Here is a 19,988-nt window from a genome sequence, read left to right on the forward strand (position 1 = left end):
CGAAGGAGACAACATGGCCATGAAGAAACTGGATCAGGCTGCACGGGATGCCGGTATCGCACTGAGTTTTATCAACAATAAAGGTGAGTTACAGACCATCAGCGACGACACCAAACGCGCGCTGCTGGCGCTGATGGACGCCCCGACGGGCAACGCGCCACCGCTGCCGCCGGTGCTGGTGTTCACGCCGCCCGGGCAGCCTGAACTGACGCCGCAGGGCAGCGACGACTACCGCTGGCAGCTGGTGAGCGAGCAGGGGCAGCACTATGACGGCACGCTGAGCGCGGGAGAAAGCCTGGCGCTACCGGCAGAACTGCCCGAGGGCTACCATCAGCTCACGCTGAGCACTTCACGCCAGCAGTGGCAGACGCGCATTATCATCGCACCGGCGCGCTGTTATCTGCCGCCAGCACTGGCGCAGGGGGAGAAGCGCTGGGGCGCGCTGGTGCAGCTCTATACGCTGCGCTCGGCGCGTAACTGGGGCATCGGCGACTTTGGCGATCTAATGCAGATGCTGGAGCAGGTCGCCGCTCACGGCGGCGATTTCATCGGTCTCAACCCGCTGCATGCGCTCTATCCGGCGCAGCCGGAGCACGTCAGCCCGTACAGCCCGAGTTCGCGCCGCTGGCTCAACGTGCTGTACATCGACATCAATCAAATCGACGAATTCACCCACAGTGACGCCGCCCAGCGCTGGTGGCACAGCGCGCCAACGCGCAAAGCGCTAAAACAGGCGCGCAGCGCAGCGTTTGTCGATTATCGCGCGGTGACGACGCTCAAGCTGACTGCGCTGCGTTTTGCCTGGCAGCACGCACAGCCGCAGCTGACCCGGCAGCCGGCGTTTCAGCAGTTTCTGGCTGAAGGCGGCGATGCGCTGCGCTATCAGGCGGCGTTTGACGCCATCGTAGCGGCACGCAGCCAGCAGCATCCCGATGAGTGGGGCTGGGAAAAATGGCCGTCAGGCTGGCAGCAGGCGCAGCAGCCGGAGGTGCAGCAGTGGTGCGCGCAGCATGAGGACGACATCCTGTTCTGGAGCTGGCTGCAGTGGCTGGCGCAGCAGCAGTTTGCCGCCTGCTGGCAGCGTAGCCAGCAGCTGGGGATGGCGGTCGGGTTATATCGCGATTTGGCGGTTGGCGTGGCACAGCACAGCGCGGAAACCTGGCAGGATCCGCAGCTGTATAAGCTGGGCGCATCGGTGGGGGCACCGCCGGATCCGCTTGGCCCGCTCGGGCAGAACTGGGCGCTGCCGCCGCTCGATCCACATGTGCTGCGCGCGCGGGGCTATCAGCCGTTTATCGATCTGCTGCGCGCCAATATGCGCGATTGCGGGGCGCTGCGCATCGATCACGTTATGGCGCTACTGCGTTTGTGGTGGATTCCCTATGGCGAAGGTGCCGACAAAGGCGCGTATGTTGCCTATCCGGTGCACGACCTGCTGGCGATCCTTGCGCTGGAGAGTCAGCGCCAGCGATGTATGGTGATCGGTGAAGATCTCGGTACCGTGCCGCAGGAGATCGTCAGCCTGCTGCGCGACCGCGGCATTTTTTCGTGGAAGGTGCTGATGTTCGAATGCGGGGAGGAGGGGCAGTTCCGGCCACCGGCAGCCTATCCGCGCCAGTCGATTGCCAGTGCCAGTACCCATGATTTACCGACGCTGAGCGGATTCTGGCATGCCGCCGATCTGCAATTGCGCAATCAGCTGGGATTGTTCGCCAGACGCAGCATGCTGAACGCGGCCATCGCCGAACGCGATGGGCAGAGAAAAGCGCTGCTGAAGGCGATGAGCGAGGCGCAGGCGATTGACACACGCAGCAAAAACAGTGCGGGTCAGCGGCTGACGCCCACGCTGAATCAGGGCGTGCACCGCTTTCTGGCATTTACCGACAGCGCCCTGCTGGGGCTGCAGCCGGAGGACTGGCTGGGAATGGAGACGCCGGTCAACGTGCCGGGCACGGTAGCCGAATACCCCAACTGGCGGCGCAAACTGCGCGTACCATTGGAGAAGTTGTTTAGTTACCGGAAAGTGCAGCAGCTGCTGGCGATCGTCAATGAAGGGCGTAAGAAGCAGTAAAACACGCGGCAGCCGGGGTGGCTGCCGCATCTTCTATCAGTAGTAGGAGTGCTCGCCACGCTGATGCTCGGTGAGATCGCGCACGCCTTTCAGTTCCGGGAAGGCGGCCAGCAGCTCTTTCTCGATGCCGTCTTTCAGCGTCACGTCAATCATCGAGCAACCGTTACAGCCACCGCCGAACTGCAGAATGGCGTAGCCCTCGTCGGTGATCTCCATCAGCGAGACGCGCCCGCCGTGGCTGGCCAGCTGCGGGTTGATCTGCGCCTGCAGCAGATACTCCACGCGCTCAACCATCGGTGCATCGTCCGACACTTTACGCATCTTGGCGTTCGGCGCTTTCAGCGTGAGCTGTGAGCCGAGGTTATCGGTCACGAAGTCGATCTCCGCATCTTCGAGGTACGGCGCGCTCAGCTCATCGACATACGCAGACAGCTTGTCGAACTTCAGTTCGGTATCGGTGGCTTCGACCGCGTCCGGCGGGCAGTAAGAGACGCCGCACTCGGCGGTTGGCGTACCCGGGTTAATAACGAATACGCGAATCTGGGTGCCATCTTCCTGTTTTGACAGCAGTTTTGCGAAGTGCTCTTGCGCAGTATCAGTAATACGGATCATGGCGATTGCTCAATAGTTGACTAAAATACCTGGTTATAATACGCCCAACGCCGACGCTCTACAAGGTACGGCACAGGCATCCTATGTGTACGCTGGCCGCGCCCTGCGCCAGTAATAAGCGGCTGATTTCCCCCACCGTGCTGCCGGTGGTCACCACATCATCGATAAGCAGGATGTGGCGTCCGCGCACCGCCATTTCAAGGCGAAACGCGCCACGCAGATTGCTTTTCCGGGCGCGGGCGCTGAGCGCATGCTGCACCGCACCGTGACGCACCCGGCGCAGCCCTTCGCGGTATTCACAGCCGAGCCAGCGCGCCAGCGGTTTAGCCAGCAGCGCGGCCTGATTATAACCGCGCTGCCAGGCGCGGCGGCGATGCAGCGGCACGCTCAGCACCAAATCGATACGCGGCAACGGCTGCTGGCGGCGCTTTGTTAATAATTTTAACAAAAGCAGCCGCGCCAGCATCACCCTGAGTGCGGTTGCGCGCGAGAATTTGAGCTGCTGCACCCATTCGCTCAGCGGCGGCACATAATCACTCACGCAAGTGAGAGCGTGCCACGGCGGCGGCCGGCGCAGACAGCGTCCGCACGGCTGATCGCCGCTGGCCGGCAGTCCGCAGCAGGGACAGAGCGCCGGCAGCGCCGGTAGCTGACGCAGACATACGCTGCACAGGCCGTGCCGGGCGATCCGCAGCGGCAGACGGCATAGCCAACACAGGGCCGGGATTGCTAGCATAGCGACCTCCTTTTCACTTTTCGGGAGTGTAACCGATGAGTTCGCTTTACTGGCACACCACAGGCACAGGCGATCGCGATCTTGTGCTGCTGCACGGCTGGGGACTGAACGCCGAAGTGTGGCAACACATTGTTCCGCGACTCAGCCCGCATTTTCGTCTGCACCTGGTGGACCTGCCGGGATTTGGCCGCAGCCAGGGATTTGGGCCGCTGAGCCTGGCGCAGATGGCGCAGCAGCTACTACCGCAGTTGCCAGCGCGCGCTGTGCTGCTTGGCTGGTCGCTGGGCGGCTTAGTGGCCAGCCAGCTGGCGCTGAGCCAGCCCGATCGCGTGGCGGCATTGATTAGCGTGGCGTCGTCGCCGTGCTTTACCGCCCGGGATGAATGGCCCGGCATTCAGCCTGAGACGCTGGCGACGTTCCAGCAGCAATTGAGCAGCGATTTCCAGCGCACGGTGGAGCGTTTTCTCGCGCTGCAAACCATGGGGACGGAAAATGCGCGTCAGGATGCGCGCCAGCTGAAAGAGGTGGTGCTGTCGCAGCCGATGCCGTCGGTGGCGGTACTGGAAGGGGGATTGAACATTCTGCGCCACGATGATTTACGCAGCGCACTGGATGGGCTGACGCTGCCGTTCCTGCGTATCTATGGCGCGCTGGATGGCCTGGTGCCGCGCCGCATTGCGCCGCAGCTGGATGCGCGCTGGCCACATTCGCAGTCGGTTGTCATCGCGAAGGCCGCGCACGCGCCGTTTATTTCGCACCCGGAGGCGTTCTGCCAGCAGGTGCAGCAGTTCATCCACGCAGCCACATAAACTGCCAGGCGGCCAGCACCAGCGGCTGGCTGCCATCCACGCGCTGCCCGCTGATCACATCCTGAAAAGGGCGCGCCTGCGGCAGCGTAGTGCTGATCTCGCGGCTGCTGAGATTGAACACGCACAGTAACCCTTCGTCGCTGTCCGCGGCGTGACGGCGCAGCAGCAGCACCGCGTTGTCGCTCTCCAGCAGCGTCATCGGATTGTCCGGATGGAACGCCGGCTGCCGGGTGCGCAGCTGAATCAGCGCGCTAAGCCGCTCAAACACCTGCTGACGCAGCGGGTTGCCGCCGCTGATTTGCTGTTCGATATCGCGCAGGCTGTACTTCTCACGGTTGATGGCGCGGTTGTGCCCGGCAGCGCGCACGCCCTCGTTGTCATTGCGCGAGCCGAGAATACTTTGAATATAGATGGCGGGCACGCCGGGAAAGGCCAGCAGAATCGCGTGCGCCAGCAGGAAGCGACGCAGGCGCGTCTCGTCATCGTCGGTCTGGTGATTGAGCGCATCCAGATACGTTACGTTGATTTCATACGGGCTGGTGCTGCCGTCCGGGTTGTTTTTATAGGAGACCAGCGCGCCCTCCAGCGCCAGTTCACGCACCAGCGCCACAATCTCGACTTCTGACAAAATTCCGCGTGCCGGATTGAGGCCAATGCCGTCGTGCGAGGCGAGAAAATTGAAGAAGGTGGTGCCGCCATCACCGGGCTCAAGCGTGCTGGCCCACTGGCGCAGCGCGCGCGCCGAGCCGGAGTGAATGGCGTGCAGCACCAGCGGTGGCAGCGAAAACTGGTAAACCATCTGCGCTTCGTCGTGGCCGTTGCCGAAATAGCTGATGTTATCCTGATGCGGCACGTTGGTTTCGGTCACGATCACCGTACCAGGCGCGACTTCGTTGGCGATGGCGCGAAACAGCTTCACCAGCTGATGGGTTTTGGTCAGATGGATACAGCGTGTGCCCGGCGTTTTCCACATGTAGCCCACCGCGTCCAGCCGCACGTAATCCGCGCCTTTGTTGAGATAATCCAGCAGCACGCCCACCATGCGGATCAGCACCTGCGGATTGGCGAAGTTGAGATCGATTTGGTCGGCGCTGAAGGTGGTCCAGATAAAGCGCGTGTCGCCGTTAGCGAGGGTAAACGGCGTCAGCAGCGGTGAGGTGCGCGGGCGCGTCACGGCACTGAGATCGGTGGCAGGCGGCATGCTGATAAAGAAGTCGTCCCAGCCGGCATCCTGCGCCAGAAAGTGGCGAAACCACGCGCTGTGCGCCGACATGTGGTTACAGACGAAATCGAACATCAGCCGGGTTTCGCTGTGCAGCGCCGTGATGTGCCGCCAGTCACCGCAGATCGGATTTACCTGGTGATAATCGATAACCGAGAAGCCATCGTCGGACGAGTAGGGGAAAAATGGCAGCAGATGCACCAGGCTGAAGGTGGACTGCAGATGCTGCTGATAAAAGCGCGTAAAGCTGGCGAGCGTGGGCTGCTCGGGTTCGCGGAACTGGTCGGCGTAACTGATCAGCACCACATCTTTTTCATCCCAGTGCGCTTTACGCGGCAGTTTTACCGTGTCGCGCGCCGCGCGGATGTGCGAAAGCAGGCGCTCGCGCGCCACGACGGGGAAGCTACCTTCATAAATCTCATCGAGCAGGAAGTTGATAATGTCCATCGGATCGCCGGGTTACGCGGAAGGTCATTTTTTCACACGGTTTTTTCAGCGTAGTCCGCCAGGACAATTTATCAACCTCCTGCACTCGCGCGCCGCTTAGCGTTTCTTCCCAAACGCAGCCGCCAGCGCATCGCCCATCGCACTGTTACCGACGCTGGCGCTGGCAGGTTTGCCGCGGCCTTTGGCACCGGCGGCCGGCCGCGCGGCCTCTTTGCCTGCGCCACGGTTGCCGCCGCTGCGCGCGTTGCTTTCACCCGGCTGCTCATCCAGACGCATGGTCAGCGCGATACGCTTACGCTGCAGATCGACTTCCATCACCTTCACTTTGACGATATCGCCGGCTTTCACCACCTGATGCGGATCGTCTACGAATTTGTCCGACAGCGAAGAGATATGCACCAGGCCGTCCTGATGCACGCCGATATCGACGAACGCGCCGAAGTTGGTCACGTTGGTCACCGCACCTTCCAGCACCATGCCCGGCAGCAGGTCGTTGAGCGTCTCCACGCCTTCGGCAAACTGCGCGGTTTTGAACTCCGGACGCGGATCGCGGCCCGGTTTCTCCAGCTCTTTGATGATATCGGTGACGGTCGGCAGCCCGAAACGCTCATCGGTGAAGTCGCGCGCATTCAGGTCGCGCAGGCTACCCGGATTGCCCATCAGTTCATTAAGCGCCTGTTCTGTAGCGGCGAGAATGCGCTCTACCAGCGGATAGGCTTCCGGATGCACCGTTGAGGCATCCAGCGGATTATCGCCGTGGTTGATGCGCAGGAAGCCGGCGCACTGTTCAAAGGCTTTCGGCCCAAGGCGGCTCACCTTCAGCAGCTGCTGGCGGTTCTGGAAACGGCCGTTTTCGTCACGCCAGCTGACAATGTTCTGCGCCATCATGCGCGTCAGGCCGGCGACGCGCGTCAGCAGCGCCACCGAAGCGGTATTCAGATCGACGCCCACGGCGTTCACACAATCTTCCACCACCGCATCGAGTTTTTTCGCCAGCTGGCTCTGGCTGACATCGTGCTGATACTGGCCGACGCCAATCGATTTCGGGTCAATTTTGACCAGCTCTGCCAGCGGATCCTGCAGACGACGGGCGATAGACACCGCACCGCGCAGCGAAACGTCGAGATCGGGGAACTCCTGCGCCGCCAGTTCGGAAGCGGAATAGACCGATGCTCCGGCCTCACTGACAATCACTTTTTGCGCTTTGATTTGCGGGAACTGCTTCTGTACGTCGAGGAAGAAACGCTCGGTTTCACGTGAAGCGGTGCCGTTGCCGATCGCCACCAGTTCAACCTGATGTTTCGCGCACAGTGCCGCCACCGAGGTCGCGGCTTTGGCCGCCTGGCCGGTATGCGGATAGATGGTATCGGTCGCGACCAGCTTGCCGGTGGCATCGACCACCGCCACTTTGACCCCGGTGCGCAGGCCAGGATCGAGACCCATGGTGGCGCGCATGCCGGCGGGAGCCGCCATCAGCAGATCGTGCAGATTACGGGCAAACACGTTGATCGCTTCGTCTTCCGCCCGTTCGCGGATGGTGCCCATCAGTTCGGTTTCGAGGTGCAGCAGGACCTTGATGCGCCAGGTCCAGCTGACCACGGCTTTGCGCCAGCTGTCGGCCGGTGCGTTGTTCAGGCGCAGGCCAAGGTGGTCGGCGATCAGCGTTTCGCCGTAGCTTTCGCGCGGTGCCTCGTCGAACTGCGGATCGGCGTTGAGCGACAGCTGTAAAATGCCTTCGTTACGGCCACGGAACATGGCCAGCGCGCGGTGCGACGGCACGCTGCTCAGCGCTTCGTGATGATCAAAGTAGTCGCGGAATTTAGCGCCTTCTTCCTCTTTGCCTTCCACCACGCGCGCAACCAGATGGGCGTTCTTCCACAGGTATTCACGTACTTTCGCCAGCAGCGTGGCGTCTTCGGCGAAGCGCTCCATCAGGATATAGCGTGCGCCATCCAGCGCGGCACGCACATCGGCGACGCCTTTGTCCGCGTCGACATAACGCGCTGCCAGCTGCTCGGGATCCTGAGACGCATCGTTCCACAGCGTCTCTGCCAGCGGTTCCAGCCCGGCTTCGATAGCGATCTGCCCGCGCGTGCGGCGCTTCTGCTTATAAGGCAGATAGAGATCTTCCAGCTCGGTTTTGTTCAGCGTGCCGTTGATAGCAGTGGCTAATTCCGGTGTCAGTTTGCCCTGGTCTTCAATGGATTTCAGAATCGACTGGCGGCGTTCCTCCAGCTCACGCAGATAGCCGAGACGGCTCTCCAGCGTACGCAGCTGGGTATCATCCAGCCCGCCGGTCACTTCCTTACGGTAACGTGCGATAAACGGCACGGTGTTCCCTTCATCCAGCAAGCGAATGGCGGCGTCAACCTGGTCGGCGCGTGCCTTCAGCTCACCTGCGATAATCTGGCTCAGCGAATCTTTCATCATCAGTAACGGTCTTGCTTACACAGGGTTAGAAATAGGGGACAGTTATACGGACTGAGGCCGCAAATTGCCAGCCGCTGACCGGTGAATCCGTCTTTTTCTGAATGCAGCGCGCAACTCAGAGAAACTTAGCCACCTATGTGTTAAACCCCAGCGCAATGGCGTGCCGGTTGCAGCCAGGCTCGCCCCGTCTCTGCCCTATAATCCGCGGCAAACCACGGAAGGAGGGTGAAGCAATGATCAAATTACTGCTGCTGCTGGCCGGACGCGAGCTGCTGGTGCGTTATCGTCTGCTGATTTATGGCCTGGCGCTGTGCGGTGTGCTGCTGGCCGGCATGATTGTGGCGGACGTGCTGGTCGATGGGCATATCAATCTGTCGCTACAGGTGCTGGCGCTCTTACTGTCGCTGTCGCTGCTGTTTAACCTGCTGAGCGGCGAGGTGTCGCTGCAGCGCTGGCTCAATCTGCTGTTTTCCCTGATTTTTGTCGGCACGCTGCTGGCCGGCGCGCTGTGGCACGGTGACGAAAGGCAACTGAAGAAACTGCTGCTGACGGTGATGGAAATCTGCCTGTTGTTTAACGGCCTGTTTCGCTGCCTGAGCGCGGCGCTGATTCAGCGCCAGCGCTGGGTGCGACATTTTATGCTGGGCTGCGGCGAGATGGTGCTCAGCGTGGTGCTGTTTTTCAATGACAACCTGCATACCTGCCTGTTGCTGGGCAGCTGGCTGGTGCTGTTGCTGCTGTCGTTCAGCCTGACGGTATGGCGCGTCTGGCGCCAGTGGCAGCGCCTGCCGGCGGGTCAGTCCGTTACGCTGCTGCCGTGGTTTTGTCGCGGCCATCGTCATATCGCGCGGCTCCGGCCGTGGCAGCAGGCCCGCTTTCCGCCGGACGCTGCGGCATTTCCTCTCTGTGTCCACGTCTGGCAGGCGCAGTCTGAAGTCAGTCAACAGCCGAAGCGCTATGTGATTGACCGTTACATCGGCGTGATTAACGGTGAAGGGCACTTTTGTACCGGCCACGCGGCACTGAGCTTTGGCGAGCGCGGCTACATCAGCCTTTATCCGCAGCAGGAGATCGATCCGCAACCGCACGAGCTGCCGCGTCTGCTGCTGGCCGGACAGATTAACGATCGTCCCGGCCGTTTTCTCCCCTCGCTGGCGGCAGAGATTGCCGACTGGCGCAGCCCGGATTTAACCTTCAGTTTTCAGCACTACAACGGGCAGGCGCTCGCCAGCTACTGGCAGGCCAACCGTGGTGACAGCCTGTATAATCTGACGGCAAAAAACTGTTCGACCACCGTGGTGGATGCGCTGGACGTGGCGTTTGAAGGCTATTACGGCCAGCGGCTGCAGCAGGTGTTTGCGCTGCTGCTGCAGCCGGCGTTCTGGGGCGCCTGCGTGCTGCGCGAACGGGCAGAAATCATGACCTGGACGCCTGGCCTGGTCGCCGATTATGTGCGCCTGATGAAAAAGACGCTGGGTGCCTGTCCGGGCAGGTAAGGCTTTGTGATAGCCTCTGTGCAGTAAACAGGGCTGTAACCACGAGTGAAGCGATGAAAACCCAACTGATTACCCGCGAAGGCTATAACAAGCTGCGTGCTGAGCACGACCATCTGTGGAATGAGAAGCGGCCGGAAATCACCCGCATTGTCTCCTGGGCCGCCAGCCTGGGCGATCGCTCTGAAAACGCCGATTACACCTATAACAAGCGCCTGCTGCGCCAGATCGATCGCCGCGTGCGCTATCTGCGTAAATGCCTCGCCGAGCTGAAAATTGTTGATTATGCGCCGCAGCAGGAGGGCAAAGTGTTCTTCGGTGCCTGGGTGGAAGTGGAGAATGAGCAGGGCGACGTGAAGCGTTTTCGCATCGTCGGACCGGACGAGATCTATGGCGATACGGTGAAAGATTACATCTCCATCGACTCGCCGATGGCGCGCGCGCTGATCAAAAAAGAGGTGGATGATGAGGTGACAGTAAACACGCCGGAAGGACAGAAGGTGTGGTTTGTGAACCGCATTGAGTACGTGACGGAAAGTGAGGAAAAAAGAGGCGGAGAGTAATGGCCTGGTGAAACAAGCCGGGGCGCAACTTATTCTCCGCTGGCGAAAGGGCTGGCAGTATAAGAGGGGGAAGCGCCGCAGCCTTGCCGCGCCAGATAAGCGTTATTTGCCCGGCGTGGTCGCCGTGGTCGTTGAGGTGCTGCTACCGCCGTGATCGCCGCCGCCCATGGTGGCCAGCGCGACGCCGAGCAGGGCACCCACCGCACCGATGCCGATAGCATCTGAATTACCTTTGGCCGTGGTCGACGCCTGTGCGCCGGCGGCTTCGCCCGCTGGCGTAGCGGCCTGAACCTGTGTGAGGCTGGTGAGTACCAGAGCGCTCAGCAGAACAACGGTTTTTTTCATCTTTCTTCTCCACATGAACTCAGTAAGCAGGTACCGATGCAGTGTCGGAGATCATTTGCGCAGAGGAAAGGGGAGTTTACTGACTGATTTAAATCACTTTATTTAACACTGGCCTTATTTTGCGCGCGCACTGGCACTGTTCCGAGCGCGGATACGCAGTCAGCGGCGAAAACGCGCTATTTTATGCTGCTGAGCGCGGCCGTTGGCTTATCCTGCAGGCGAAACTTAAGCCAAATGGCGCGCCCCGCCTGACGGCGGAAGCGGGACGGCCCGGCTGGACCACTCGCCGACAGAAAACGCCGCTGATTTTCAGACAAGCGCTAAACGGCGTCAAAATCAGTCAGAAAAGCGCGAGCGGAGCCGCAGTTCGCGGTTAAAATTAAAGATAAGCTGCTGTTTAATATGCTTTGTAACAATTTCGGCTAGAATATAAACCATTAATGACTGTCACAGACAGGCATCTTTTTAACACAATATCGGCTCAGGCAATGGCGCCTTTGGGAGTTGAACATGCAAGAGAACTACAAAATTCTGGTCGTCGATGATGATATGCGTCTGCGCGCACTGCTCGAACGCTATCTCACCGAACAGGGCTTTCAGGTGCGCAGCGTCGCCAACGCCGAGCAGATGGATCGTCTGCTGACCCGCGAATCATTCCATTTAATGGTGCTCGATTTAATGCTGCCGGGTGAAGATGGCCTGTCAATTTGCCGTCGTCTGCGTAGCCAGAGTAACCCGATGCCGATCATTATGGTCACCGCGAAAGGTGAAGAGGTCGATCGTATCGTGGGGCTGGAAATCGGCGCCGATGACTACATTCCAAAACCGTTCAACCCGCGTGAGCTGCTGGCGCGAATTCGTGCTGTGCTGCGTCGTCAGGCCAATGAGCTGCCGGGCGCGCCGTCGCAGGAAGAAGCGGTCATCGCCTTCGGTAAGTTCAAACTGAACCTCGGCACGCGTGAAATGTTCCGTGAAGATGAGCCGATGCCGCTGACCAGCGGAGAGTTCGCCGTGCTGAAAGCGCTGGTGAGCCATCCGCGTGAGCCGCTGTCGCGCGATAAGCTGATGAACCTGGCGCGCGGGCGTGAGTACAGTGCGATGGAGCGTTCTATCGACGTGCAGATCTCTCGTCTGCGCCGCATGGTCGAAGAAGATCCGGCACATCCGCGCTACATCCAGACCGTCTGGGGCCTTGGCTACGTGTTCGTTCCGGACGGCAGTAAAGCATGAGGCGATTGCGCTTCTCACCCCGCAGTTCGTTTGCCCGCACCCTGTTATTGATCGTTACCTTGCTGTTCGTCAGCCTGGTAACGACCTACCTGGTGGTGCTCAATTTTGCCATTCTTCCCAGCCTGCAGCAGTTCAACAAAGTCCTCGCCTACGAAGTGCGTATGCTGATGACCGATCGGCTGCAGCTGGAGGATGGTACGCAGCTGGAAGTGCCGCCGGCCTTCCGGCGCGAAATTTATCGTGAGCTGGGCATCTCGTTGTACACCAACGCGGCGGCGGAAGAGAGCGGGCTGCGCTGGGCGCAGCATTATGAATTCCTCAGTGAACAGATGGCGCAGCAGCTGGGCGGGCCGACCGACGTGCGGGTTGAGGTTAACAAAAACTCGCCGGTGGTCTGGCTGAAAACCTGGCTGTCGCCGGATATCTGGGTGCGCGTACCGCTGACCGAAATCCATCAGGGCGACTTCTCACCGCTGTTCCGCTATACCCTGGCGATAATGCTGCTGGCGATTGGCGGCGCCTGGCTGTTTATCCGCATTCAGAACCGACCCTTAGTCGATCTCGAACACGCTGCGTTGCAGGTGGGGAAAGGCATTATTCCGCCACCGCTGCGCGAATATGGTGCTTCGGAAGTGCGTTCGGTGACGCGTGCTTTCAACCAGATGGCGGCGGGCGTGAAGCAGCTGGCCGATGACCGTACGCTGCTGATGGCCGGCGTCAGCCATGATTTACGCACGCCGCTGACGCGCATCCGTCTCGCCACCGAGATGATGGGCGAGGAAGATGGCTACCTGGCCGAGTCGATCAACAAAGACATCGAAGAGTGTAACGCCATCATTGAGCAGTTCATCGATTACCTGCGCACCGGGCAGGAGATGCAAACCGAGCGTGCCGATCTGAATAGCGTGCTGGGCGAAGTGGTGGCGGCGGAGAGCGGCTACGAGCGCGAGATTGAGAATGCGGTGATGGACGCGGAGCTGATGCTGGATATTAATCCGCTGTCGATTAAACGCGCGGTAGCGAATCTGGTGGTTAACGCGGCGCGTTACGGTAACGGCTGGATCAAGGTCAGCAGCGGTCAGGAATTGAATCGCGCGTGGTTCCAGGTGGAGGATGATGGTCCGGGCATTAAGCCGGATCAGTTACAGCATCTGTTCCAGCCGTTTGTGCGTGGCGATAGCGCGCGCAGCACCAGCGGCACCGGTCTGGGCCTGGCGATTGTGCAGCGTATTATCGATGCGCATGACGGATCGCTGGAGATTGGCGACAGTGAACGCGGCGGATTACGTATCCGTGCGTGGTTACCGATTCCGGAAAACAGCGCCACGACGGCAGTAAGCAGTAACGTTAGTTAAATTTCCGCACCAACCGTCGCGGCGCAATCTATTGCGCATCCATCAGCGATATTGCCGCTGCAGGCATGCGCGATAAATCGCGCCGCGACGAAATGTGCCATCGCTAAGCCGCCATTGTGGCGGCTGGGCTACTTCACAGCTGCGGGCCGGCCTGCACCAGCGCCTTACCGGCATCGTTATCGGTGTACTTCTCGAAATTGGTGATAAAGCGCTGCGCCAGTGCTTCGGCAGCCTGCTGCCAGGCGGCGGCGTCAGGCCAGCTGCGGCGCGGATCGAGAATGGCATCGTCCACCTGTGCCAGCGTGGTGGGCACCTGCAGATTGAACACCGGCAGCGTCACGGTCTCCGCTTCATCCAGCTCACCGGCCAAAATCGCGTTGATGATAGCGCGCGTGTCTTTCAGCGAAATGCGCTTGCCGCTGCCGTTCCAGCCGGTATTCACCAGATAGGCCTGCGCGCCGGACGCCTCCATACGTTTCACCAGCACATCCGAGTACTGCGTTGGATGCAGCGTCAGGAACGCCGCGCCAAAACAGGCGGAGAAGGTTGGGGTGGGCTGCGTCACACCGCGCTCGGTGCCGGCCAGCTTGGCGGTAAAGCCGGACAGGAAGTGGTACTGGGTTTGCTCTGGCGTCAGACGCGAAACCGGTGGCAATACGCCAAACGCGTCGGCGGTCAGGAAGATGACCTTCTTCGCGTGGCCCGCTTTCGACACCGGCTGCACGATGTTTTCGATGTGCTCGATCGGGTAAGACACGCGGGTGTTTTCCGTCTTGCTGGCGTCGGCGTAATCGACCGTGCCGTCGGCGCGCACTACCACGTTCTCCAGCAGCGCATCGCGGCGAATCGCGCGGTAAATCTCCGGCTCGGCCTGCTCTGACAGATTGATGGTTTTGGCGTAGCAGCCGCCTTCGAAGTTAAAGACGCCGTCGTCGTCCCAGCCGTGCTCATCATCGCCGATCAGCTGACGATCCGGATCGGTAGAGAGCGTGGTTTTACCGGTACCGGACAGGCCAAAGAACACCGCCACGTCGCCCGCTTTGCCGACGTTGGCCGAGCAATGCATCGAGGCGATACCCTTCAGCGGCAGCAGATAGTTCATGATGGCGAACAGGCCTTTTTTCATCTCGCCGCCGTACCAGGTGCCGCCGATCAGCTGCATGCGTTCAGTCAGGTTAAAGGCGACAAAATTCTCTGAATGCAGCCCCTGCGCCTGCCAGTCCGGATTGGTGCACTGCGCTGCGTTCATCACCACGAAATCCGGCGTAAACTCAGCCAGTTCGGCTTCAGTCGGACGGATAAACATGTTTTTGACGAAATGCGCCTGCCACGCCACTTCCATCACGAAACGCACGCTGAGGCGGGTGTCCGGGTTGGCGCCGCAGAAGGCGTCAATCACAAACAGACGCTTGCCGGAAAGCTGTTGCGTGCAGCGATCTTTGAGCGCCTGCCAGGTTTCCTGTGACAGCGGCTGGTTGTCGTTCTTGCCGTTGCCAACATCGTTCCACCACAGCGTGTCACGCGTGGTGTCATCCCGCACAATGTATTTATCTTTCGGCGAACGTCCGGTGAAGATGCCGGTATCCACGGCAATGGCACCGCTCTGCGTCAGGGTGCCGCGCGCGTAACCTTCCAGCTCCGGGCGGGTTTCTTCCTGAAATAACGTGGCGTAATCAGGGTTGTACACCACCTCGGTGGTGCCGCTAATTCCGAGCGTTTCGAGGTCTTGCGATGTCAGGCCGTTAACGCGCATGTGACTGCTCCTTAAATCGGTACTTCATGGCATTTTTTATGAGGGTTTCTGCGTCCTGCTGCGCATAGCCGCACAGGGCAGATCGCGCGCAGTGTACACGTCTGAGCGAGGTGGAAAAGTGAAGAGAGTTAAAAATGCGAGCTGGAACGTGACAAGTAGAGAAATCTGCCACTTATGAAACTAAAGTTAGCGTAAATTAGTTAATTTCCGTGAAAAATCATAGCGCTACGCCGGCGGAAAATACGGGCGGCGTCACCGCCCGTTTGCTGATTAATGCAATTGATCGCTATTGCCGGAGGGAGCGTTACGAATAGCAGCAATATCCACTGCATCGTACACATAGTGCGTGCCGCAGTAGTCGCAGTGCATATCGATTTTGCCGTCTTCGACCAGAATCTCATCCACTTCCTCTGGCGGCAGCGTTTTCAGCACTTCACCGCAGCGTTCGCGCGAGCAGGTGCATTTGAAGCTGACCGGCGCCGGATCGTAAACCGTGGCTTCTTCCTGATGATAGAGACGCCACAGTACGTCAGTCGCGGGCAGCTCAATCAGCTCTTCGCTCTTCACGGTTTCGGTTAACGTGGCCAGATGGTTGAAGTCATCCAGGTTGGGCTCCTGCGCGGGCAGCACCTGCAGCAGAATACCGGCTGCGCCTTTCTCGCTGGTGCGAATGAACAGGCGGGTTGGCAGCTGCTCGGAACGCATGAAGTAATCTTCCAGACAGCCCGCCAGCGTATCGGCTTCCAGGCCGACCACGCCCTGATAGCGCTCGCCTTTCTCAGGCGAAATGGTGATCACCAGATAGCCGTTACCCACCATCTGCTTCAGGCTGCTGCCGGCGGCAATCTCCGCATCCTCTTTCAGGCGCGCCACGCCGCGCAGCTCCTGGCGGTTATTTCCGTTGATCACCGCCATGCTCAGCGGGCCATCGCCCTGCAGCTGCACGGTGATGTCGCCGTCAAATTTCAGCGTGGCGGTGAGCAGGCTGGTGGCGACCAGCAGTTCGCCCAGCAGCGTTTTGACCGGCTCGGCGTAGTCGTGGTTCTGCACGATGTCGCGCCAGGTTTGAGATGCGTTGACCAGCTCGCCGCGCACGGCGACGTTTTCAAACAGGTAGCGATGCAGTTGATCTTGAACAGACATAAGGTTTCTCTCGTGGGGGCGCGAGTTATTCATCGCCCGACAATTTAAATTTCAGCAGATCGCGGCGCTCTTTTTTATCCGGGCGGCGATCGGGATGCGGCATGGTCAGGGCATTCATTTTGCGCGCCAGCGCGTTCTTTTCGCGCTTTTCGATGCTGGCGGCTGTCTCCGCGTACATCTGCTGCGCTTCGCTGGCCGGACGCCGCTGGTCGCCGATGGCGGTGATGATCACCGTGCGCTCATCGTTGCCCTGACGCAGCGTCAGCTCGGCCTGCAGTTCGACCACTTTACCCGGTTTGCTGCGCTGGCCGTTGTAATGCACTTTGCCGCCTTCAATCATGTCGCGAGCCAGCGCGCGGGTTTTATAGAAGCGCGCGGCCCACAGCCATTTATCAAGGCGGACGCCTTCACTGGTTTTCTCTTTCATTGCGGCTCCTGCTGTTACGCTGCGTCGCGCCGTGTGGCGATCGGTCGCACATGGTCGCATGACGCCGGAAAGATGGATCGGGCCGGTGCCGGATACCCAAAGGTATGGGTACAACGTGATAAATCAAGGGCGAGGTGCCGTTGCGGGCTGCCGATCCATCGCCAATCCCTTAAGCGTAATCGGCATTTTGTTTTCCGCCCTGAAAAACAGGGCGACAGGGTAGCACAGAAGGCGGAGGGTCAGAACAGCGAGCGCACGCTCTGCATAGTGCTGAGGTTGTGGTTAAAGCACTTGTCGTAATACTGCTGAATCTGCGCCATACGCAGGCGGTTGCGGTGGATACGGCGCAGCGCCAGCAGGCCGTTGCTGATGGCGCTGACAATCAGCACCAGCATCAGCAGCGCGGTGCCCAGATAACGCCACTGCGCCATGGCATCGGGCTCGTTGTGCAGGGCGATATGGCGCGTGCCGTTGGCATCGGTGGTAATGCTGGTAATGATACCGCTGGCGGCAAACGGCGTGTGCAGCAGCATGCCGGACAGGCGCTGCAGTTCGTGCCATTGTGAAGGGGCGTCGAGATCGAACAGCGCCACCGACGGCTGCGGCTGGTTCACCATCTGCCGGCCTTCGTCGCTAATGATCAGGAATCCGCCCGGCGGCGGGCTGTTCAGGGTTTCCGCCGCGCGACGCGTCTCCCGCGAGAAGAAGGTCGAGGTGGCGGTATTCACCAGATTCTCCAGCGCTTCGGCGCTAACCGGGCGCAGCAGCACGTTCATGCCGTTGAGCTTGCCGGAATCCGCACGGTGAATCAGCGTATCCCAGTCCTTGGCGTTACCGAGGTTAACCAGCGCATTTTTCAGGCGCACGCAGTCCTGCTGCTGGCTGCATAGCTGCTGGGTTTTCAGCACCAGATCGGAGAAATCATCCAGCAGGATCATGCCTGATTTCTGAATCGCCGACGCCAGCTGCGGGTTAAGTTTCGGGTCGGTGTTGGTTTCCGGATGCAACTGCTGCGTGGTGGTCTCCAGCAGCGCGGCGGCCTTATCGATGATGTCCGACTGCGGCAGCGGCAGCGGCGCAGCGTTGTTCCAGTAAATCGCCGAGCAGTCGAACGGCATGTAGCCGTAGCTGCGGTTGCTCTGGTAATTGCCCGGAACCGAGCACATGCCGGTGCCGCTCACTTTCAGGCTATCGCCAATGTGCAGCGGCAGGGCAGCGAGTTTATCGACGCTGTTCACTTCCACGCTCTCAGTCCCTTTTAACCAGGCGAGGCTGAGTTTGATCGGCATGCTGAGCGGAATCCAGCTCACCAGCATCACCAGCACCAGCAGCGAACCGCACGCCAGCACCAGGTTTTTACGCCAGCGCTGTACCGGGAAGTTGCGGACTTCATCCTGCAGCGACAGGAAGCGCCCCTGACGTACCACCTGACGATTCAGGTAGATATCCACATCTGTCACCTGGCCCAGGTCGTGTGCCACATAAGGCTGCCAGTGTGCCGGATAGATTAAGTCGATGATGCCGAGCGAAATGTTGCTCTGCTCCTGATTGGATTCGCCAAACAGGCCCCAGCGCTTCGGTGCGCCGCGCAGACAGTGCACATCGCGCAGCCCTTTTTCACCGGGGAATCGGTACATAAACCACAGGCTGACAGCGACGATCGCGCCGGCAGGCAGCGCAATCCACAGCATCAGGCTGCCGGGCAGCACCAGGCTGAGGAAAAACAGCAGGAAGGCGCAGCAAATAGCGCTCGCTTCACGCGTGCCGTCGGCGCGCGACAGCTGATACTCTTCCGGCGACTCTTTGCGCACCTGCAGCAGCTCGACGTTTTCGCTCTCCTCTTTACGAATCGAAGCGTTGGTCGACATTGGCCGCACCAGCGGCGGCAGCGCCGGTTGTTCCACCGCATAGTTCACCAGCGAGTGGCCGTTGAGCGAGATCACCAGCGGCAGGGTCTGGGTGCGGATCAGCTCGACGTAATTTTCTTCAGCGATGTACTGCTCCCACAGCGGCGGCAGATGCACCTCGACTTCGTCCAGGTAGTAGCGCCATTTGTGGGGATCGTCAGTGGAGAGGCCGTAACGGGTGATGGAGCGGGTAACGGGATAAACATTATTGCTCTGTGCGGTCAGCGCCAGCGCTTCGGGTTCCCGTGACGATCGGGTCGATCGCCCACTGCTGTGCTGACGCGCTTTACCCAGCGACGCAATATACTTCTCAACGGCAGCGCGTTCTTCATCGGTGAGTTTACGGCAGGGCGGACTGATAAACGGCAGTGGTTTCGCCAACGGCGGACGATGCCGCATAGCGTACCAGTAGCCGATTCCGGCCACTAACGAACAGGCCAGCATGACAGCCAGAATGACGATAAGAGTGCTCATGCTTTGCTCAATCCAGCCAAAAAACTGCCGTCACGTTTACGATGTGCTCCCGGTAAAACCTGCAATACGAGTCAATTTTGGCGAGCAGAAGTCATTCTGACAAGAGGCAAATGAAACAAAATACCGCGCAAAATCATTGTATTATAAATTTGTTAGATTATTCCTTAACGGGATGGTACTCACAAGCCCCTCAATTAAACATCGGTATTATCCGAATTTGCTGCTACCCCGTTGACTTATTGTGAAAATCTTACTGTGCAGATAACAAGAAGTTGTTAGCGGCAGCGGGCAAATGTATGTCACCATGATTGACCTGCGCTGCGTGTCGCACAATGCCGCGGGCTTCGGTATGCTGACGTCATCGCGTTCACAAGGCTGTGCTAAGTTTGAGGCTGATATGACCACTCCCCTGAAAAAACCTGACATCCTCAACGTGGAAGCGGTGGCCCGCTCCCGCCTGTTTACCATCGAAGCGGTTGATCTCGCCTTCAGCAACGGTGCGCGTCGCGTCTATGAGCGCATGAAGCCCTCCGATCGTGAAGCGGTGATGATTGTGCCGATCATTGGCGATGACGTGATCCTGATCCAGGAGTACGCCGTCGGACTGGAAACCTATGAGCTGGGCTTCCCGAAAGGTTTAATCGATCCGGGTGAAAGCGTTTTTGAAGCCGCCAACCGTGAGCTGAAAGAAGAAGTGGGCTTTGGCGCGCACCAGCTGGAAGCGCTGGGCAAACTCACCATGGCGCCGTCCTATTTCTCCAGCAAGATGAATATCGTGGTAGCTGAAGGGTTGTTCGAAGAGAAGCTGGAAGGGGATGAGCCGGAGCCGCTGATTGTACGCCGCTGGCCGCTCAGCAATCTGCTGGCGCTGCTGGAAGAGCCGGATTTTCGCGAGGCGCGTAACGTCAGCGCGCTGTTCATGGTGCGTGAGTGGCTGGTGAAGCAGGGGCGGTTGAGTTATTGAGGACACC

Annotated in this window: 16 protein-coding genes; 7 read left to right on the forward strand and 9 right to left on the reverse strand. The window is 59.7% G+C overall.

Features of this window, described 5'->3' with window-relative positions:
- The first annotated feature begins 13 nt into the window (after positions 1 to 13).
- The gene (gene malQ, locus AC6I79_RS01350; RefSeq protein ID WP_498027524.1) at positions 14 to 2,071 is read left to right on the forward strand and encodes a 4-alpha-glucanotransferase; all 2,058 of its coding nucleotides are present in this window, start codon (positions 14 to 16) and stop codon (positions 2,069 to 2,071) included.
- A gap of 36 nt (positions 2,072 to 2,107) precedes the next feature.
- Here malQ and nfuA read toward each other — a convergent pair whose 3' ends face one another.
- Together nfuA and gntX are read right to left on the reverse strand one after the other, a co-directional pair.
- Positions 2,108 to 2,683: a Fe-S biogenesis protein NfuA gene (gene nfuA / locus AC6I79_RS01355; protein ID WP_021507402.1), complete on the reverse strand. Its 576-nt coding sequence runs from the start codon at positions 2,681 to 2,683 to the stop codon at positions 2,108 to 2,110.
- Between the two features lie 58 nt (positions 2,684 to 2,741).
- Positions 2,742 to 3,419 carry a DNA utilization protein GntX gene (gene gntX, locus AC6I79_RS01360; RefSeq protein WP_059011196.1) on the reverse strand — a complete coding sequence of 226 codons (678 nt, stop codon included), beginning with the start codon at positions 3,417 to 3,419 and terminating at the stop codon, positions 2,742 to 2,744.
- A 35-nt stretch (positions 3,420 to 3,454) separates the two neighbouring features.
- Here gntX and bioH point away from each other — a divergent pair, with 35 nt between their 5' ends.
- Positions 3,455 to 4,228 (forward strand): pimeloyl-ACP methyl ester esterase BioH, encoded by a 774-nt coding sequence (gene bioH, locus AC6I79_RS01365; RefSeq protein WP_021507404.1) that lies wholly within the window; start codon positions 3,455 to 3,457, stop codon positions 4,226 to 4,228.
- On the opposite strand, the gene AC6I79_RS01370 is transcribed toward bioH, so the two are convergent.
- Both AC6I79_RS01370 and AC6I79_RS01375 read right to left on the reverse strand, forming a co-directional pair.
- On the reverse strand, positions 4,209 to 5,897 hold the full coding sequence (locus tag AC6I79_RS01370) for an alpha-amylase family glycosyl hydrolase (protein WP_159378032.1): 1,689 nt from the start codon (positions 5,895 to 5,897) through the stop codon (positions 4,209 to 4,211). The two genes, bioH and AC6I79_RS01370, sit on opposite strands and share 20 nt — an antisense overlap.
- Before the next feature lie 96 nt (positions 5,898 to 5,993).
- Positions 5,994 to 8,324 carry a Tex family protein gene (locus AC6I79_RS01375; RefSeq protein ID WP_159378042.1) on the reverse strand — a complete coding sequence of 777 codons (2,331 nt, stop codon included), beginning with the start codon at positions 8,322 to 8,324 and terminating at the stop codon, positions 5,994 to 5,996.
- Positions 8,325 to 8,560: 236 nt separating this feature from the next.
- Here AC6I79_RS01375 and AC6I79_RS01380 point away from each other — a divergent pair, with 236 nt between their 5' ends.
- Positions 8,561 to 9,823: a hypothetical protein gene (locus AC6I79_RS01380; RefSeq protein WP_159378033.1), complete on the forward strand. Its 1,263-nt coding sequence runs from the start codon at positions 8,561 to 8,563 to the stop codon at positions 9,821 to 9,823.
- A 53-nt stretch (positions 9,824 to 9,876) separates the two neighbouring features.
- Complete coding sequence (gene greB / locus AC6I79_RS01385; protein WP_058780186.1) at positions 9,877 to 10,383, forward strand: transcription elongation factor GreB; 507 nt, start codon at positions 9,877 to 9,879, stop codon at positions 10,381 to 10,383.
- Between the two features lie 102 nt (positions 10,384 to 10,485).
- On the opposite strand, the gene yjbE is transcribed toward greB, so the two are convergent.
- Positions 10,486 to 10,728, reverse strand: coding sequence for an exopolysaccharide production protein YjbE (gene yjbE / locus AC6I79_RS01390; protein WP_021507409.1), 243 nt, complete (start codon positions 10,726 to 10,728; stop codon positions 10,486 to 10,488).
- 510 nt (positions 10,729 to 11,238) lie between these two features.
- Between yjbE and ompR the strand changes: the two genes are divergently transcribed.
- On the forward strand, positions 11,239 to 11,958 hold the full coding sequence (ompR, locus tag AC6I79_RS01395; RefSeq protein WP_001157751.1) for an osmolarity response regulator transcription factor OmpR: 720 nt from the start codon (positions 11,239 to 11,241) through the stop codon (positions 11,956 to 11,958).
- Positions 11,955 to 13,313: a two-component system sensor histidine kinase EnvZ gene (envZ, locus tag AC6I79_RS01400; RefSeq protein ID WP_031279686.1), complete on the forward strand. Its 1,359-nt coding sequence runs from the start codon at positions 11,955 to 11,957 to the stop codon at positions 13,311 to 13,313. The genes ompR and envZ overlap by 4 nt, the downstream gene beginning before the upstream one ends.
- Positions 13,314 to 13,446: 133 nt before the next feature.
- On the opposite strand, the gene pckA is transcribed toward envZ, so the two are convergent.
- The 4 genes from pckA to AC6I79_RS01420 all read right to left on the reverse strand — a co-directional run bounded on the left by pckA (position 13,447) and on the right by AC6I79_RS01420 (position 19,017).
- Complete coding sequence (pckA, locus tag AC6I79_RS01405; protein ID WP_159378034.1) at positions 13,447 to 15,066, reverse strand: phosphoenolpyruvate carboxykinase (ATP); 1,620 nt, start codon at positions 15,064 to 15,066, stop codon at positions 13,447 to 13,449.
- A gap of 270 nt (positions 15,067 to 15,336) precedes the next feature.
- Positions 15,337 to 16,209 (reverse strand): Hsp33 family molecular chaperone HslO, encoded by an 873-nt coding sequence (gene hslO, locus AC6I79_RS01410; RefSeq protein ID WP_021507412.1) that lies wholly within the window; start codon positions 16,207 to 16,209, stop codon positions 15,337 to 15,339.
- 25 nt (positions 16,210 to 16,234) lie between these two features.
- Entirely contained in the window at positions 16,235 to 16,636 is a 402-nt protein-coding gene (gene hslR / locus AC6I79_RS01415) for a ribosome-associated heat shock protein Hsp15 (protein ID WP_021507413.1), read from the reverse strand.
- Positions 16,637 to 16,875: 239 nt separating this feature from the next.
- Entirely contained in the window at positions 16,876 to 19,017 is a 2,142-nt protein-coding gene (locus tag AC6I79_RS01420) for an intracellular growth attenuator family protein (protein ID WP_132466605.1), read from the reverse strand.
- Positions 19,018 to 19,414: 397 nt separating this feature from the next.
- Between AC6I79_RS01420 and nudE the strand changes: the two genes are divergently transcribed.
- Positions 19,415 to 19,981 carry an ADP compounds hydrolase NudE gene (gene nudE / locus AC6I79_RS01425; RefSeq protein ID WP_132466633.1) on the forward strand — a complete coding sequence of 189 codons (567 nt, stop codon included), beginning with the start codon at positions 19,415 to 19,417 and terminating at the stop codon, positions 19,979 to 19,981.
- The last annotated feature ends 7 nt before the right edge of the window (positions 19,982 to 19,988 follow it).

This window comes from gamma proteobacterium symbiont of Scutellera amethystina, from assembly GCF_059730845.1.

Excerpts from the sequence above, each read along its gene's own strand:
- malQ (WP_498027524.1), top strand. The coding sequence starts at position 14 with ATGGCCATGAAGAAACTGGATCAGGCTGCACGGGATGCCGGTATCGCA.
- nfuA (WP_021507402.1), bottom strand. The coding sequence starts at position 2,683 with ATGATCCGTATTACTGATACTGCGCAAGAGCACTTCGCAAAACTGCTG.
- gntX (WP_059011196.1), bottom strand. The coding sequence starts at position 3,419 with ATGCTAGCAATCCCGGCCCTGTGTTGGCTATGCCGTCTGCCGCTGCGG.
- bioH (WP_021507404.1), top strand. The coding sequence starts at position 3,455 with ATGAGTTCGCTTTACTGGCACACCACAGGCACAGGCGATCGCGATCTT.
- AC6I79_RS01370 (WP_159378032.1), bottom strand. The coding sequence starts at position 5,897 with ATGGACATTATCAACTTCCTGCTCGATGAGATTTATGAAGGTAGCTTC.
- AC6I79_RS01375 (WP_159378042.1), bottom strand. The coding sequence starts at position 8,324 with ATGAAAGATTCGCTGAGCCAGATTATCGCAGGTGAGCTGAAGGCACGC.
- AC6I79_RS01380 (WP_159378033.1), top strand. The coding sequence starts at position 8,561 with ATGATCAAATTACTGCTGCTGCTGGCCGGACGCGAGCTGCTGGTGCGT.
- greB (WP_058780186.1), top strand. The coding sequence starts at position 9,877 with ATGAAAACCCAACTGATTACCCGCGAAGGCTATAACAAGCTGCGTGCT.
- yjbE (WP_021507409.1), bottom strand. The coding sequence starts at position 10,728 with ATGAAAAAAACCGTTGTTCTGCTGAGCGCTCTGGTACTCACCAGCCTC.
- ompR (WP_001157751.1), top strand. The coding sequence starts at position 11,239 with ATGCAAGAGAACTACAAAATTCTGGTCGTCGATGATGATATGCGTCTG.
- envZ (WP_031279686.1), top strand. The coding sequence starts at position 11,955 with ATGAGGCGATTGCGCTTCTCACCCCGCAGTTCGTTTGCCCGCACCCTG.
- pckA (WP_159378034.1), bottom strand. The coding sequence starts at position 15,066 with ATGCGCGTTAACGGCCTGACATCGCAAGACCTCGAAACGCTCGGAATT.
- hslO (WP_021507412.1), bottom strand. The coding sequence starts at position 16,209 with ATGTCTGTTCAAGATCAACTGCATCGCTACCTGTTTGAAAACGTCGCC.
- hslR (WP_021507413.1), bottom strand. The coding sequence starts at position 16,636 with ATGAAAGAGAAAACCAGTGAAGGCGTCCGCCTTGATAAATGGCTGTGG.
- AC6I79_RS01420 (WP_132466605.1), bottom strand. The coding sequence starts at position 19,017 with ATGAGCACTCTTATCGTCATTCTGGCTGTCATGCTGGCCTGTTCGTTA.
- nudE (WP_132466633.1), top strand. The coding sequence starts at position 19,415 with ATGACCACTCCCCTGAAAAAACCTGACATCCTCAACGTGGAAGCGGTG.